14 protein-coding genes and 1 tRNA gene are annotated in these 15365 nt (G+C 67.8%); 8 read left to right on the top strand and 7 right to left on the bottom strand.

Going from position 1 to position 15365, the window contains the following annotated elements; genetic code table 11:
- Positions 1 to 7: 7 nt before the first annotated feature.
- From trbF to ASG87_RS12890, 4 genes are all read left to right on the top strand, one after another.
- Entirely contained in the window at positions 8 to 712 is a 705-nt protein-coding gene (gene trbF / locus ASG87_RS12905) for a conjugal transfer protein TrbF (RefSeq protein WP_056005704.1), read from the top strand.
- 179 nt (positions 713 to 891) lie between these two features.
- Positions 892 to 1878 (top strand): P-type conjugative transfer protein TrbG, encoded by a 987-nt coding sequence (gene trbG / locus ASG87_RS12900; protein WP_056006476.1) that lies wholly within the window; start codon positions 892 to 894, stop codon positions 1876 to 1878.
- Positions 1865 to 3157 (top strand): TrbI/VirB10 family protein, encoded by a 1293-nt coding sequence (locus ASG87_RS12895; RefSeq protein WP_056005701.1) that lies wholly within the window; start codon positions 1865 to 1867, stop codon positions 3155 to 3157. The genes trbG and ASG87_RS12895 overlap by 14 nt, the downstream gene beginning before the upstream one ends.
- Positions 3154 to 3399 carry a DUF2274 domain-containing protein gene (locus ASG87_RS12890; RefSeq protein WP_056005698.1) on the top strand — a complete coding sequence of 82 codons (246 nt, stop codon included), beginning with the start codon at positions 3154 to 3156 and terminating at the stop codon, positions 3397 to 3399. Before ASG87_RS12895 ends, ASG87_RS12890 begins: the two co-directional genes overlap by 4 nt.
- Before the next feature lie 77 nt (positions 3400 to 3476).
- On the opposite strand, the gene ASG87_RS12885 is transcribed toward ASG87_RS12890, so the two are convergent.
- Together ASG87_RS12885 and ASG87_RS12880 are read right to left on the bottom strand one after the other, a co-directional pair.
- Positions 3477 to 4859 (bottom strand): integrase arm-type DNA-binding domain-containing protein, encoded by a 1383-nt coding sequence (locus ASG87_RS12885; RefSeq protein ID WP_157511078.1) that lies wholly within the window; start codon positions 4857 to 4859, stop codon positions 3477 to 3479.
- A gap of 173 nt (positions 4860 to 5032) precedes the next feature.
- A tRNA-Leu gene (locus tag ASG87_RS12880) sits at positions 5033 to 5117 on the bottom strand.
- 176 nt (positions 5118 to 5293) lie between these two features.
- Between ASG87_RS12880 and rnr the strand changes: the two genes are divergently transcribed.
- The 4 genes from rnr (at position 5294) to sugE (ending at position 9524) form a co-directional block, all read left to right on the top strand.
- On the top strand, positions 5294 to 7978 hold the full coding sequence (gene rnr / locus ASG87_RS12875) for a ribonuclease R (RefSeq protein WP_157511077.1): 2685 nt from the start codon (positions 5294 to 5296) through the stop codon (positions 7976 to 7978).
- Positions 7975 to 8721: a 23S rRNA (guanosine(2251)-2'-O)-methyltransferase RlmB gene (gene rlmB / locus ASG87_RS12870; RefSeq protein WP_056005695.1), complete on the top strand. Its 747-nt coding sequence runs from the start codon at positions 7975 to 7977 to the stop codon at positions 8719 to 8721. Before rnr ends, rlmB begins: the two co-directional genes overlap by 4 nt.
- The gene (locus tag ASG87_RS12865) at positions 8718 to 9011 is read left to right on the top strand and encodes a hypothetical protein (protein ID WP_056005692.1); all 294 of its coding nucleotides are present in this window, start codon (positions 8718 to 8720) and stop codon (positions 9009 to 9011) included. Before rlmB ends, ASG87_RS12865 begins: the two co-directional genes overlap by 4 nt.
- Before the next feature lie 195 nt (positions 9012 to 9206).
- Positions 9207 to 9524, top strand: a complete 318-nt coding sequence (gene sugE / locus ASG87_RS12860) for a quaternary ammonium compound efflux SMR transporter SugE (protein ID WP_056005689.1) — start codon at positions 9207 to 9209, stop codon at positions 9522 to 9524.
- A 675-nt stretch (positions 9525 to 10199) separates the two neighbouring features.
- Here sugE and phoU read toward each other — a convergent pair.
- The 5 genes from phoU to pstS form a co-directional block, all read right to left on the bottom strand.
- A complete protein-coding gene (gene phoU, locus ASG87_RS12855) occupies positions 10200 to 10922 on the bottom strand; it encodes a phosphate signaling complex protein PhoU (RefSeq protein ID WP_056005686.1) in 723 nt (240 codons plus the stop codon).
- 130 nt (positions 10923 to 11052) lie between these two features.
- Positions 11053 to 11862 carry a phosphate ABC transporter ATP-binding protein PstB gene (gene pstB / locus ASG87_RS12850; protein ID WP_056005683.1) on the bottom strand — a complete coding sequence of 270 codons (810 nt, stop codon included), beginning with the start codon at positions 11860 to 11862 and terminating at the stop codon, positions 11053 to 11055.
- Positions 11855 to 12721: a phosphate ABC transporter permease PstA gene (gene pstA / locus ASG87_RS12845; protein WP_056005679.1), complete on the bottom strand. Its 867-nt coding sequence runs from the start codon at positions 12719 to 12721 to the stop codon at positions 11855 to 11857. Before pstA ends, pstB begins: the two co-directional genes overlap by 8 nt.
- Positions 12721 to 13740 (bottom strand): phosphate ABC transporter permease subunit PstC, encoded by a 1020-nt coding sequence (gene pstC, locus ASG87_RS12840; protein ID WP_056005676.1) that lies wholly within the window; start codon positions 13738 to 13740, stop codon positions 12721 to 12723. The genes pstA and pstC overlap by 1 nt, the downstream gene beginning before the upstream one ends.
- 103 nt (positions 13741 to 13843) lie before the next feature.
- Complete coding sequence (gene pstS, locus ASG87_RS12835) at positions 13844 to 14848, bottom strand: phosphate ABC transporter substrate-binding protein PstS (RefSeq protein ID WP_268761816.1); 1005 nt, start codon at positions 14846 to 14848, stop codon at positions 13844 to 13846.
- Positions 14849 to 15365: the final 517 nt, after the last annotated feature.

Genomic DNA, 15365 nt, shown 5'->3' with positions numbered 1-15365 from the left:
GCGAATCATGCGCTTCAAACGACCCGGCGTGCGGTACAGCGACACTCCCATACCCGCGACCCCTTACCAGGCCGCCGCGCAGGTCTGGGATGAACGCCTCGGCAGCGCTCGCGTGCAGGCGAAGAACTGGCGGCTGATGGCGTTCGGCTGTCTTGGACTCGCGCTGTTGATGGCGGCCGGGCTCGTTTGGCAGTCCGGCCAATCGCGTGTCACGCCCTATGTGGTCGAGGTCGATCACGCCGGGCAGGTGCGCGCGGTGGGATCTGCTGTCACGCCGTACAAGCCCACCGACGCACAGATCGCCTACCACCTGGCGCGCTTCATCACCGACGTGCGCTCGCTGTCAATCGACCCGGTGGTAGTGCGGCAGAACTGGCTCGAAGCCTACGGCTACACGACCGATAAGGGCGCGGCGACCTTGAACGATTACGCCCGCACCCACGATCCGTTCGCCCACGTCGGCCAGGACTCCGTGGCGGTGGACGTGACCAGCGTCGTGCGCGTCAGCGATGCCTCGTTCCAGGTGCGCTGGACCGAGCAGCGCTACCACGAGGGCACACCCATCGACGTCGAGCACTGGACCGCGATGCTCACGTTGGTCATGCAGACGCCGCGCACCGAACTGCAGGTACGCCGCAATCCCCTTGGCATCTATATCAACGGCTTGTCCTGGAGCCGCGACCTCAACGCATCGGAAGGAACGACACCATGAATGCCTCATCGCTTCCTGTTTCGTCGCGGCGACGGAGCCGCGCCACCCACGGTTCGCGCGCAGTCGGCGCGCGTCATCAGGCCATGCTTCAGGCGTATCGGCGTCGCCTCAGCGACCTGCTGGTGCAGGTCTTCCCATTGTTCTCGCAGCCTCTTGCGCTGGAGTCGCACACGCTTCGCATGGTGAGCTTGCTGACGTTCCTGGCCGCGATGAGCGGCTGCGCCACCACCGGCAAGCCGCCGCCGGCCATCCCGCTGGACACACCCGTGAAGGCCGAGCCGCTGCCCGAACCGCCCAAGCCGGTCGCGGTGGTGGAGATGCCGAAGCCCTTGCCGTTGCCGGACCAGATGAAGCGGCTGCCAGCGGATGATGCGAAGCCGGCCCCGGAGCCGGCCGATGCGAAGATGCGCGTCGAGCAGGCCAATGCCGAGGCCAGCGTGGCGCCCGCGCGCGAGGGCTACATCAACGCGATCCAGGTCTGGCCGTTCACCGAGGGCGCGCTGTACCAGGTCTATACGAGCCCCGGCCGGGTGACGGTCATCGACCTGCAGCCAGGCGAGGCACTGGTGACGGTCGCGGCCGGCGACACGGTGCAATGGATCGTGGGCGACACGGCCAGCGGCAGCGGCGCGAGCCCGCGCGTGGCCGTGATGGTCAAGCCGGTGCGTGCGGGGATCAAGACCAATCTGGTCATCACCACGAACCGGCGCACCTATCTGCTGGAACTCACGTCCACGCCGAAAGCCTGGATGGCGTCGGTGTCGTGGGACTACCCGAAGGACCAGATGTTGGCCCTGCAGGCCCAGGCGCAGGCCGCCGATGCGCAAGCGCCGGTAGCCGAAGGGCTGTCGCTGGACCAGTTGCATTTCCGCTATGCGATCACGGGCGACAGCCCGCCGTGGAAGCCGGTGCGGGCCTTCGACGACGGCCAGCGTGTCTATATCCAGTTTCCGGCTGGTATCGCGCAAGGCGAGCTGCCGCCGCTGTTCGTGGTCGGACCGGATGGCAAGGGCGAGCTGGTGAACTACCGGTTCCATGCGCCCTACGACATCGTGGACCGCCTGTTCGGTGCGGCCGAGCTGCGTCTGGGCGGCGACAAGGCGGCCGTGGTGCGCATCGAACGCACCGATGGCTTCGTCGCGGGGAGCGGCCATGGACACGACTGACCGCGATGCACCGCCACCCGGGCCAAAGGTATCGCCCGAGGACGTCGCGCTGCGCGCCGCCCCGCGTCCGGTGACGCGGCTCAACCGCCGCATGTTGGCCGTGTCCGCCACGGTACTGGCCCTCGCGGTTGCCGGGGCCTCGATGTGGGCGCTGCAATCGAAGGGCCGGCGCGGCTCGGCCGACCAGGCCAACCTGGTCAACGTCGATCGGATCGCCAAGGCCGACGACCTGGACCGGTTGCCGGCCGACTACTCGAAGCTGTCGTCGAAGCCGGTCCCTGCACCGGCGGCCAGCGTGCCGCCGCTCGGCCCGCCGCTGCCGGGCGACTGGGGCGCGGCGTCGGCCATGACGCCGCTACCGAGCGGCGCCGCGAATCCGGGACCGGCGCCCGAAAGCATCGACCGGCAGCGCCAAGCCGAGGAAGTCGCGCGCTCGTCAGTGTTCTTCCGTACGACCAACACCACCGGGACGCCCGACACCGCTTCGACGGGGGTGAACACGCTGCCGGCGGCCAGCACCACCAGCGCGTTCAACCCCATGAGGGCCGGACCGACCTCCACGGCGACGCAGCCCAACGATCCGACGACCCTTCAGAACCGGCAGAACCACAAGGAAGCATTCCTGGCCAAGGGGAACGATGCCGCCACGAACAACGCGGGCGTCCTGCAGGCGCCGGCCTCGCCGTACACGGTGATGGCCGGCACCCTCATCCCGGCGGCGCTGGTGACGGGCATCAATTCCGACCTGCCGGGGCAGGTCATCGCCGAGGTGACGCAACCGGTGTACGACACCGCGACCGGTCACTATCTACTGATCCCGCAGGGTTCGCGCCTGATTGGTCGCTACGACAGCCAGGTGGCGTTCGGGCAGCGGCGCATCCTGTTGGTCTGGCTGCGCCTGGTGCTACCGGATACCTCATCGATCGCCCTGGACAAGCTGCCCGGCATCGATCCGGCAGGCTATGCCGGCCTGGAGGATGCGGTGGACTGGCACTGGGGCCGCATCCTGTCGGGTGCCGCGCTGTCCACGCTGCTCGGCGTCAGCTCCGAGCTGGCCGTGTCGAACGAGGGCGACATCCACGGCAATGCGGTCGTCGCGCTGCGCGACAGCGCGCAGGACACCGCCAACCAGGTCGGCCAGGAGATCACCCGCCGCAACCTCAGCATCCAGCCGACGTTGACGGTGCGTCCCGGATTCCAGGTCGACGTGATGGTGAACAAGGACCTGGTGCTGCGGCCGTACCAGCCGCTTTTCATCCAGCGAGGACCCATGCCATGAACGCATCCACGAAAAGGCTGCGGCTGGGGCCGCTGCCCGACCTGCAGACCGTCAAGCTGACCTTCGCGTGTCCGGCGCGGCTCAAGGCGGATCTCGACCACTATGCCGCGCTGCACGCGCAGACCTACGGCGAGGCGGTCGATGCGGCGACGTTGATCCCGCTCATGCTCGACGCGTTCATGGCGGGCGATCGGGGATTCCGGCGGAGGAGGGCATCCCATGGTCCGCAACGCGACGGTTGAGCCATCGTCTCCGGAAGTTCATCCGAGCGACGTGCCCGCACCGCTGCCGACCGTCGGCTACCTGCGGCTGCACCAGATCATCGGCCGGCCCGCGCACCGCGGTCGACCGGCGATCCCGCCGCTGATTCCCGTCTCGCGCTCGACTTGGTGGGCGGGCGTGAAGTCCGGCCGCTACCCGCCGCCGACGCACGTCCTTGGCGAGCGGATAACCGCGTGGCGTGCGGAGGATATTCGTCGGCTGCTGGACGGGCGGTAGCCGTGCCGTGCGTGGACGTTGTCACCTGTGCGCGGCGCTGGTCGAGATAGTCCGCCCAGGTCTGCATGACCTCGCGGCGCTGATCGTCGAAGGTGGTGCGGTCGTAGGCCTTCTGCACCTCGCCCCGCTTGGCGTGGGCGAGCTGCGCTTCGAGCACGTCGATGTCCACGCCCAGGCGTTCCCGCGCCATCGTACGCAAGGTGCCGCGGAAGCCGTGCGTGGCGTGCTTGCCCTGGAACCCCATGTCCCGCAGCGCCTTGCTCAGGGCATCTCTGTGCAGGTGCGGCGTCGTCTGCCGAGCGGGCGACGGGAACACGTAGGCCTGCCGTGCGGGGAGCGCGGCGCGGCGAGCGCGCAGCATGGCGATCGCCTGGCGCGGCAGCGGCACGATGTGGTCGTGTCCCATTTTCATCAACGCGCCAGGGATGTGCCATTCGGCGGCGTCGAGGTCGATGTGCTGCCATTGCGCCGAGGCGACGAGGGCGGGGCGCAGCGCCGTCCAGGAGGCGTACAGCAATGCATCGCGCGTCGTCGGCGAGCCGTAGCCGTCGATGGCGCGAAGCAACGGACCGAGTTCGTCGGGACGGGTGATCGCCGCGATGTGGTGCTTCTCGTAGGCCGGAATGGTGCCGCGCAGTGCCAGCACCTTGCCGTCCTCGCGCAAGCCTTCCTTGATGGCGTAGTCGACGATGCCGTTGAGGTACTGCCGAGCCTTGGTCGCCAGATTGGGCGCGCGTGCGGCGATGTCGCGCAGTACCGGTGTACAATCCTTGGTCGTGAGCGTGGTGACCGAGTGACGCCGCAGGGCGGGGATCAGATCACCATCGATCACCAACGTCATCTTGCGGTAGGTCTCGCTGCCGACCGTGCCTTCCTTGAACGCGAGCCATGCCTTGGCGACGATCGGGAACAGCCCGTCGCGTTCGCGCAGGCGAGCCTCGGCCTGCTCACGCTTGTGCCGAACCGGGTCGATGCCGTCGTAGAGCAACCGCCGCGCGTCGTCGCGCTTGCGGCGGGCGAGGGCGAGGGACAGCACCGGCCAAGGTCCCAGCGCCATCATCTGTTCCTTGCGGGCGTAGTGATAGCGGAAACGCCAATGCTTGCGCCCGTTCGGATGCACTTCGAGGCACAAGCCCGCCGTGTCCGGAACGCGATAGACTTTCGCCTTCGGTTTCAGCGACTTGATGGCGATTTCCGTGAGCATCGCAGGGCGAGGTTCGGCTTCCGGAATGTACCCAGGAATGTACCCATGTATGAGTTGAGCTGCAAGCGATCCGGGTCGGACCGCATCGGACGCAAAAACCAACAAAAAACCCCGCCGGAGCGGGGTTTCTTGGACTTCCTCGGACGCCATCGGCTATCCTCGGATTGTCTGATTGGTGCCCAGGAGAGGACTCGAACCTCCACGGTTTTACCCGCTAGTACCTGAAACTAGTGCGTCTACCAATTCCGCCACCTGGGCAGGTGGTTCACGAAGCTTTGCGGGCTGCGTGAGCCGCGTAGATTAGACATCGTCCGGTATCTTGTCAACACTCCCTTCACCCCTTTTCATCGCATCGTGCCCGCCGGGCACGATGAATACATCAAGGCCCCTAAGTGACCAGAAAAAACAAGCAGCAAGACAGCGATAAACGCACGATGTCCAAACCGTCGTCCCGCCGTACCGGCAAGGTCGCCGGCAACAAGACGGGCGCCAGCGGCGAGACCGGCGCGAAGGCGCGCAAGCCCGCCGGCGCCGTCCACGACCCGCACGCCGAGCGCGAAGCGAAGCGCTACGAACGACCGATCCCCAGCCGCGAGGCGATCCTGGCCCTGCTCGACGCGCGCGGCGAGATGCTTACCGAGGCGGCGATCGCCGACGCCCTGCAGATCGACGACGAGTACGGGATCAACGCCCTGCGCAAGCGGCTCGGCGCGATGGTGCGCGACGGCCAACTGCTGCAGGGCCGCCGCGGCGGCTACGCGCCGGCGCAGAAGCTCGACCTGATCCCCGGCGTGGTGCTGGCCAACGTCGAGGGCTACGGCTTCCTGCGCCCGGACGAGGGCGGCGAGGACCTCTACCTGTCGCCCCAGCAGATGCGCAGCGTGATGCACGGCGACCGCGTGCTGGCCAGCGTGGTCGGCGTGGACCGCCGCGGCCGCCGGCAGGGTGCGATCGTCGAGGTGCTGCAGCGGCGCTCGCCGCGGCTGGTCGGCCGGGTGGTGATCGAGAACGGGGTGACCCTGGTGGCGCCGGACGACCGCCGCCTGCACCAGGACATCATGATCGCGCCGGGACAGGAGCAAGGGGCGCGCTCGGGGCAGATCGTGGTGGCCGAGATCACCGATCCGCCGACCCCGCACCGCGGTCCGCTCGGCGCGATCCGCGCGGTGCTGGGCGAGCGCCTGGAGCCCTCGCTGCTGGTGGAGATGGCGATCGCCAGCCACGACCTGCCCAACGAATGGCCGCCCCAGGTGCTGCGCGACGCCGCCCAGGTAGAGCCGCAGGTCACCGCCGCCGAGCGCGAGGGCCGGGTCGACCTGCGCAAGCTGCCGCTGGTGACCATCGACGGCGCCGACGCGCGCGACTTCGACGACGCGGTCTACGCCGAGCCGAAGCGCGGCGGCGGCTGGCGCCTCATCGTGGCGATCGCCGACGTGTCGCACTACGTGCGCATCGGCAGCGCGCTGGACAAGGAGGCGTACGAACGCAGCACCTCCACCTATTTCCCCGGCTTCGTGGTGCCGATGCTGCCGGAGACGCTGTCCAACGGCATCTGCTCGCTCAACCCGAAGGTGGAGCGGCTGTGCATGGTCTGCGACATGCAGGTCGATGCCGACGGCGAGGTGGTCAAGTCGAAGTTCTACGACGCCGTGATGCTGTCGCACGCGCGGCTCACCTACGACAAGGTGTGGCAGGCGGTCGGCCTGGACGACGCCGATGCGAAGCAGGAGGTGGCCGACGTGCTGCCGCAGCTTCGCCACCTGCATGCGCTGTACAAGGCGATGGCGGCGCAGCGCAAGCGTCGCGGCGCGATCGATTTCGAGACGCCCGAGGTGAAGTTCCGCCTCGACCAGCGCGGCGAGGTGGAGTCGATGGGCGCCACCGAGCGCAACGACGCGCACAAGCTGATCGAGGAGTGCATGATCGCCGCCAACGTGCAGGCGGCGCTGTTCCTGGAAAAGAAGAAGATCCCGGCGCTGTTCCGCGCGCACGAGCCGCCGCCGGCGGAGAAGTACGAAGACCTGCAGCAGTTCCTGCGCGAGTTCAAGCTGCGCATGCCGCCGGTGGAGGAGGTCACGCCGGCCGATTTCGCCGACATCCTGGCGCTGGTGCACGACCGTCCCGAGCGCGAGCTGATCCAGTCGGTGCTGCTGCGCTCGCAGAGCATGGCGGCCTACCAGCCGGACAACCGCGGCCACTTCGGCCTGGCGCTGCAGGCGTATGCGCACTTCACCTCGCCGATCCGCCGCTATCCGGACCTGCTGGTGCACCGAGCGATCCGCTACGCGCTGACCGGCGGCAAGCCGAAGGACTACGCCTATACGCCGACCGAGATGGCGGCGATGGCGGTGCACTGCTCGCAGCGCGAGCGCCGCGCCGAGGAGGCCGAGCGCGACGTGGATGAGCGCTTCAAATGCGCCTGGATGTCCAAGCACGTCGGCAGCGAGTTCGACGGCGTGGTCACCGGCGTCACTTCGTTCGGGCTGTTCGTGGAGATGGACGAGTCGAAGGTGTCCGGCCTTGTGCACATCAGCCAGCTCGCCAACGACTATTACCACTTCGATCCGATCCGCAAGCTGCTCAAGGGGGAGCGCACGGGCGACCAGTTCCGCCTGGGCGACCACGTGCGCGTGCAGGTGCTGCGCGCCAGCCTGGAGGACCGCAAGATCGACTTCCGGCTGGTGCCGTCGCGCACCGCCGCGCCGCCGCCGCGCAGCGGCAAGGCGTACGACTACGGCGCCAGCGGCGAGCGCTATTCGCTGCCCAAGCGCGCCGCGGCGCCAGCCAAGCCGCAAGGCATGTTCGGCAGGGCGGCCAAGGCGATCGGCCGCGCGTTCGGGCGCCGCGACGACCGCGTCGCCGCCGCGCCCGCGGTGAGCGATAATCCGCCCCCGCGTTCGTACGCGCCGGCGCCGTCGGCGGGCGAGGGTCGCCCGCGCCGCGGCGACGCCCCGGCCGCCCCGAAGCCGGGGCGGAGCAGGCCGGGTTCCGGCAAGTCGAGCCCAGGCAAGTCGAGCTCGAACAAGCCGGGTCCGGACAAGCTGGGCAAGTCGCCGACGGCCTCCGCCGCCGGCAGGAAGGGCGGCAAGCAGCCGCAGAAACCGAAAGGCAAGCGATGAGCGAGAGCTGGATCGTCGGGATCAACCCGGTCGAAGGTGCGTTGAGCAACGATGCCGCGCGCATCCGCGAGTTGCTGGTCGAGGCCGGCCAGCGCAACGCGCGCGTGCACGAGCTGGCCGAGCGGGCGAAGGCGCTGAAGATCCCGGTGCACCACCGCCCGCGCGAGCAACTGGACAAGCTCGCCGGCGAGGCGCGCCACCAGGGCGTGGCGGCGCTGTACGAGGCGCCGCCGCTGGCGCACGAGAACGACCTGGCCGGCCTGCTCGAACGCGACGGCGCCGATACCCTGGTGCTGGTGCTCGACGGTGTCACCGACCCGCACAACCTCGGCGCCTGCCTGCGCAGCGCGGCGGCGGCCAAGGTCACCGCGGTGATCGTGCCGAAGGACCGCGCGGTGGGGCTCACGCCGGTAGTGCGGCGCGCCTCGGCCGGTGGCGCCGACCGGGTGCCACTGATCGCGGTGACCAACCTGGCCCGCACGCTGCGCGAACTGAAGGATGCCGGCGTGTGGATCACCGGCCTGGCCGGCGATACCGACAGCTCGGTCTACGGCATCGATTTCAAGGGGCCGGTGGCGCTGGTGCTGGGCAGCGAAGGCGAGGGCATGCGCCGGCTGACCCGCGAGCTGTGCGATTTCGTGGCGAAGATCCCGATGCCGGGCGCGATGGAGAGCCTCAACGTCTCCGTCGCCACCGGCGTGGTGCTGTTCGAAGCCTTGCGGCAACGGAGCGCGAAGCGATGACTTTCTACTGGCACGATTGGGCGGGCTACCTCGGCGTGGCCCTGGTGCTGCTGGCCTTCCTGCTGCTGCAGGCGCACAAGCTGCGCGGCAACGGGCTGGTCTACCAGTTGATGAACGTGCTGGGCGCGATCGGGGTGATCCTGTCGCTCTCCTTCGGGCAGGGGCCGATCAACTGGCCGGCCTTCCTGATGCAGCTGGCATGGATCGTGATCGGCGTGTTCGGCATCGTGCATTCTTCGCGCGCGCGCCGCGAGGCGCGCGAGGCCGGGCGCAAGATCGCGCCCTGGTGAGGCGGCGGATGGCCGGCTGCGTAACCCGCAGCTGACCCGCAGGCTGCGGCCGCCTTGCGATGGTGGCCGCAGGCGCTATCCTGTCGTGGCAAGACGGCAGCGACGGCCAGCAAGCGTCGACGCGCGTGGACGACCACGTCGCGCATCATCCACTCGCGGGGACGACCCTGCTCTGTGCAGACAGAGGAGACTGTCATGCCGTGGATCTATCTGGTGTTGGCCGGCCTGTTCGAGATCGGCTGGGCGATCGGCCTGAAATACAGCGAGGGCTTCACCCGCCTGTGGCCGAGCGTGGGCACGGTGTCGGCGATGCTGGTCAGCATTGTGTTGCTGGCACTGGCGGTGAAGTCGCTGCCGATCGGTACGGCTTACGCGATCTGGACGGGCATCGGCGCGGTCGGCGCGGTGGTCCTCGGCATCGCGCTGTTCGGCGATCCGGCGACGCCGGCGCGGCTGCTGTGCGTGGCGCTGATCCTTGCCGGCATCATCGGGCTCAAGCTCACGGCGCATTAGCCGCACCGGCCTCGGGAAGCAGTTCCCGGCCGCGACGTCCCGATGTTCATCGGCCGTCGCGGCCGGAGTTGTTCCTTCGGCAGGGGCGGTCGTCGCAGGGCTGTGTACCGTGCCCTTGGAGCGCCGGTGATGCGTTCGACATCGGGCGGGGACAGTGGAAACCTCACCCTTGGAGCCTGTTCAAAGCCTCCGTCTCCCTATCGGACTGGAATCCCCGACGCTTCCCGCTCGTCATTCTTGCGAGGCGCTTTTCAACAGCGGCGGGACTGGTCAAGCAGGAGGTGCTTTTCAACAGCCGAAGGGCCGGTCATCCAGCCACTTTCCCCTTCCCCAGAAACCTGGAGGCGCTGGATCCCAGCCTTCGCTGGGATGACGCTTCGTAGGGAATGCCTGGGCGGCTTTGAGCAAGCTCTTNNGTCGATCCGACCGCCTTGTCGTCATTCCTGCGAAAGCAGGAATCCAGTGCCTTTGCGTTCAGTTGCCTACAGGCACTGGATCCCAGCCTTCGCTGGGATGACGTTTCTGGGGGGGGATACTTGGAGATCGTGAACAGGCTCTTAGGGTAGAGCGGCTTCGGTCGCGGTAGCCTGGTGCTCATCGAGCCCGATGCTCATCGTGCAATTGCTGTCGCGCCCGGAGCCGCTCCTGCGGACGCGCGCCTATGCGCGACGGGGTTCAGTCGCCGTCGCCGAGCTTGCCCAGCTCCGGATTCGAGGTGAAATCGCGCTTGGTGCGCTGCTTGTTCAGCGGCTCGCCGTGCACCTGGAACCACACGTTCTCGGCGATGTTGGTGGCGTGGTCGCCGATCCGCTCGATGTTCTTCGCCATGAACAGCAGGTGGGTGCACGGCGTGATGTTGCGCGGGTCTTCCATCATGTAGGTGAGCAACTGGCGGAAGTAGCCGGTATAGGCCTCGTCCAGCTCGGCATCGTCCTTCCATACCTGGTAGGCGCGCTCGGCGTCCTGGTCGCGGTAGGCCAGCAGCACGTCGCGCACTTCGCTGGCGGCCAGCTCGGCCAGGTAGCCCAGGCCCTTGGTCGGCGCGACCGGCGCCACCATCGACAGCGGGATCGAGCGCTTGGCCACGTTGGCGGCGTAGTCGCCGATGCGCTCGATGTCGGCGGCGATGCGCAGCGCGGCGAACACGTTGCGCAGGTCGCCGGCCATCGGCGCGCGCAGCGCGAGCAGGCGCACCACGTCGTGGCTGATCTCCTGTTCCAGCTGGTCGATCGCGTCGTCGTTGCCGACCACTCGCTGGGCGGCGCGGTCGTCGCGGCGGTCGATCACGTCGATCGCCGACTCGAGCTGGCTGACCGACAGCTCGCCCATGCGCACGATCTCGCCGGTGAGGCGGGTCAGCTCGCTGTCGTAGCTCTTGATGATGTGTTCTTTGTTCATGGGATTTGGGATTCGGGATTGGGGATTCGAAAGAGCCGGGTGCGTCGGCGAAGTGACATTTGTCCGGGGCCTTGGGCTTGCGGGAGAGCGGTTTTACGAATCCCGATTCCCCAATCCCGAATCCCGGCTCCTATCCGAACCGGCCGGTGATGTAGTCCTCGGTCTGCTTCTTGCCCGGCTTGGTGAAGATCTTCTCGGTGCCGTCGAACTCGATCAGCTCGCCCAGGTACATGAAGGCGGTGAGGTCGGAGCAGCGCGCCGCCTGCTGCATGTTGTGGGTGACGATGACGATGGTGTACTCGCTCTTGAGTTCCTCCACCAGTTGCTCGATGCGGCCGGTGGCGATCGGGTCGAGTGCCGAGGTGGGTTCGTCCAGCAGCAGCACTTCCGGCTTCAGCGCGATGGCGCGGGCGATGCACAGGCGCTGCTGCTGGCCGCCGGAGAGGCCCAGCGCGTTCTGCCTGAGCTTGTCCTTCACCTCGTCCCAAAGCGCCGCGCTGCGCAGCGCCTGTTCCACCCGGATATCCATGTCGGCCTTGGACAGCTTCTCGTGGTGGCGGATGCCGTAGGCGACGTTCTCGAAGATCGTCATCGGGAACGGCACCGGCTTCTGGAACACCATGCCGACCTTGCTGCGCAGGCGGTTCATCGAGTAGCCCGGGTCGAGGATGTTCTCGCCGTCAAGCACGATCTCGCCCTTGGCCTCCAGCTTCGGGTAGATCGCGTAGATGCGGTTGAAGATGCGCAGCAGGGTCGACTTGCCGCAGCCGGAGGGGCCGATGATCGCGGTGACCTTCTTCTCCGGGATGCCCATGTCGATGCCTTTCAGCGCATGGTAGCCGTTGTAGTAGAAGTGCAGGTCGCGCACGACGATCTTCGGCGCAGCCTGCGGCGCGGCCGCGGGCTGCGCCGGGTGCGCGGCGAGGGCGGAATCAGTCATGGGACACCTTGTTGCGTGAAAGGACCAGACGGGAGGCGAGGCTCAGCAGCAGCACGAACATGGTGACCACGAAGGCGCCGGCCCAGGCCAGGGCGTGCATCGCGTCGCCCGGGTCGTTGGCGTACTGGTAGATCACCTGCGGCAGGCTGGACATCTTGTCCATCGGGTTGAGCGTCATGTAGTTGTTGCCGAACGCAGTGAACAGCAGCGGCGCGGTCTCGCCGCTGATGCGCGCCAGCGCCAGCAGCACGCCGGTGATGATGCCCGAGCGGGCGGCGCGGATCAGGATCTGGCAGGTCAGCTTCCACTGCGGCACACCCAGCGACAACGCCGCCTCGCGCAGGGTGGAGGGCACCAGCCGCAGCATCTCGTCGGTGGTGCGCACGATCACCGGTAGCGCGATCAGCGCCAGCGCCACGCCGCCGGCGAAGCCGGAGAAGGTGGTGTTGCCGTGGGTCAGCGCGGTGCTCGGCAGCACGACGATGGTGTAGACGAACAGGCCCATCACGATCGACGGCGCCGACAGCAGGATGTCGTTGAGGAAGCGGATCGTCTCGCCGAGTCGGGTGCGGTTGGCGTATTCGGCCAGCCAGGTGCCGGCCATCACGCCGATCGGCGTGGCGATCGCGATGCCGACGAAGTTGATGATCAGGCTGCCGACCATCGCGTTGGCCAGGCCGCCGTCCTCGCCGTAGGCGGTGATTTTGGCGAACAGCTTGAGGTCCAGCGCGCTGATGCCCTGGCGCAGGGTCTCCCACAGGATCCAGGCCAGGAAGGCCAGGCCGACCAGGGTGGCGCCCATGCTGAGGGTCAGGGCCACCGCGTTGGTGACGCGGCGGCGCAGGTACAGGGAGCTCATCAGCGGCCCTCCTTGCGGGCGAGCCGGCGCAGCATCAGGCGCGCGATCAGCAGCACGATGAAGGTGACCACGAACAGCAGGAAGGCCAGCGCCATCAGCGACGATTTCTGCAGGCCCGCCGCCTCGCTGAACTGGTTGGCGATGGTGGAGGCGATCGAGGCGCCCGGATCGAGCAGGGACGGCGACAATTGCATCGCGTTGCCGAGCACGAAGGTCACCGCCATGGTCTCGCCCAGCGCGCGGCCGAGGCCGAGGAAGATGCCGCCGATCACCGCCGAGCGCGTGTACGGCAGCACGATGTCCCACGACACTTCCCAGGTGCTCGAACCCAGCGCGTAGGCCGATTCCTTCAGCCGCGTCGGCACGGTCTGGAACACCTCGCGCATCACCGAGGAGATGAACGGGATGATCATCACCGCCAGCACGATGCCGGCGGTGAGCACGCTGGCGCCGAAGGGGTAGTCGCTGCCGAACAGCTTGCCCACGAACGGCACGTGCTCGGCCACCCACGACAGCTTGCCGTCGTCGGGCTTGTCGCCCAGGTAGTTGGTGAGCCAGGGCTTGACGTGCTCGGCGAAGAACGGGGCGAAGATGAAGAGTCCCCACATGCCGTAGATGATCGAGGGGATGCCGGCCAGCAGCTCGATCGCCGAGGCCACCGGCGTGCGCAGCCATGGCGGCGCGACTTCGGAGAGGTAGAGCGCGATGCCGAAGCTGACCGGCACGGCGATCAGCAGGGCGATGAACGAGGTGGCCAGGGTGCCGTAGACCGGCACGAGCGCGCCGTAGCGGTCGTTGCCCGGGTCCCAGTCGGCACTGGTCAGGAAATGCCAGCCGAAGGTGCCGAACGCGTCGCGTCCGCCCCACAGCGTGGCGCCGGCGGCACCGAGCAGGGCGGCCAGCACCAGCAGGGCGCAGCCTTTCAGCAGCCAGCCGAACAGCCGGTCGTCGCGCGCATCGCGCAGGGCGCGCTGCTGCTGGACGAGGGCCGGGGAAACTGCGGTGTCGTTGGCTGGCATGAACGATCCGGGTAGGGTGGAATGGCTGGGGGGCCGGCCGGACGAAACCTCCTGCTTCCCCGGCGCGCGGGAAAGCAGGAGGCGGGTCGCGGAGCGCCCGGGCTCAGTGCTTGTATTCGGACGCCCAGTAGGCCTCGATCTTCCGTACCAGCGTTTCCGGCAGCGCGACGTAGTCGAGCGAGGCGGCCTGCTGCTGGCCGTTTTCCAGCGCCCACTTGAAGAAGTCGAACGCCACCTTGGTGTGCTCGGCGTTCTTCGGCTTCTTGTACATGATCACCCAGGTGGTGGCGGTGATCGGCCAGGCCTTGGCGCCCGGGGCGTTGGTCATGATCAGGTTGAAGTCCTTGGCGCTGGCCCAGTCCGCGGTGGCGGCCGCGGCGGCGAAGGCGTCGGCGTTCGGGGCGATGAACTGGCCGGCGGCGTTCTTCAGGTCGACCCAGCTGATCTTGTTCTTCACCGCATAGGCGTACTCGACGTAGCCGATCGAGCCCTTGATCTGCTTGACGTACTGCGACACGCCCTCGTTGCCCTTGCCGCCCACGCCGGTCGGCCAGTCGACCGCGGTGCCGAACTTCACCCTGGTCGCCCACTCGTTGCTGACCTTGGACAGGTAGTTGGTGAAATTGAACGAGGTGCCCGAGCCGTCCGAGCGGTGCACCACGGTGATCTTGCCGGCCGGGATGCTGAGGCCGGCGTTCAGCGCGGCGATCTTCGGGTCGTTCCAGTTGGTGATCTTGCCGAGGAAGATGTCGGCCAGGGTGGCGCCGTCCAGCTTGAGCTGGTCGGCCTGGATGCCGGCGATGTTGACCACCGGCACGATGCCGCCGACCACCACCGGGAACTGGCCCAGGCCGAACTTGCCCAGGTCCTCGGCGCTCATCGGCGCGTCGGAGGCGCCGAAGTCGATCGTGCCTTCCTTGATCTGCGCGATGCCGGCGCCCGAGCCGACCGACTGGTAGTTGAGCTTGTTGCCGGTCTTCTCGGCGTAGCCGGCCGACCACTTGGACAGTACCGGATAGACGAAGCTGGAGCCGGCGCCGGTGATGTCGGTGGCGTGCGCGGACATGCCGAACAGCGAGGCGGCGGCGATCACGGCCGTCGTACCGATACGGGAAAGAGTAGTGGGTGCATTCAACACGGTTGCTCCTCTGGGGTAAGCGTCACGGGGGATTCCCGCCCGACCCCTATTTCATGCGGACCGTGTTGCAATGAAATGAGCTGAATGTTTCAGCGGTATGACAGCCGCTGCCGGATTGTCATCTGCGGAGTGCCGGGGCGGGGCGTCGGGGATGGTTCCGGCGAGCCTGAAAGGGTCAGGGCAGGGAACCTTAATGCCTGCGCATGGCCGCCGAGAGTCGCTGGATCCCGGCTTTCGCCGGGACGACGGGCATGTTCACGCGACANGCGAAAGCTGGAATCCAGCGCCTTCATGTCCGGCACTGCCGCCGAGAGTCGCTGGATCCCGGCCTTCGCCGGGATGACGGGGCGTGTTCACGCGACGTCCTTGCCACCGCCCGACGTCATTCCAGCGAAAACTGGAATCCAGCTCCTTCATGTCCGGCACTGCCGCCAAGAGTCGCTGGACCCCAGCCTTCGCCGGGATGACGGGGCATGTTCACGCGACG

Origin of the sequence: Frateuria sp. Soil773, assembly GCF_001428405.1 — a bacterium.
In the GTDB taxonomy this organism is placed as follows: domain Bacteria; phylum Pseudomonadota; class Gammaproteobacteria; order Xanthomonadales; family Rhodanobacteraceae; genus LMSL01.
Note: the sequence above shows the minus strand (reverse complement) of the source record. Positions and strands in the feature narration are given on the sequence as shown.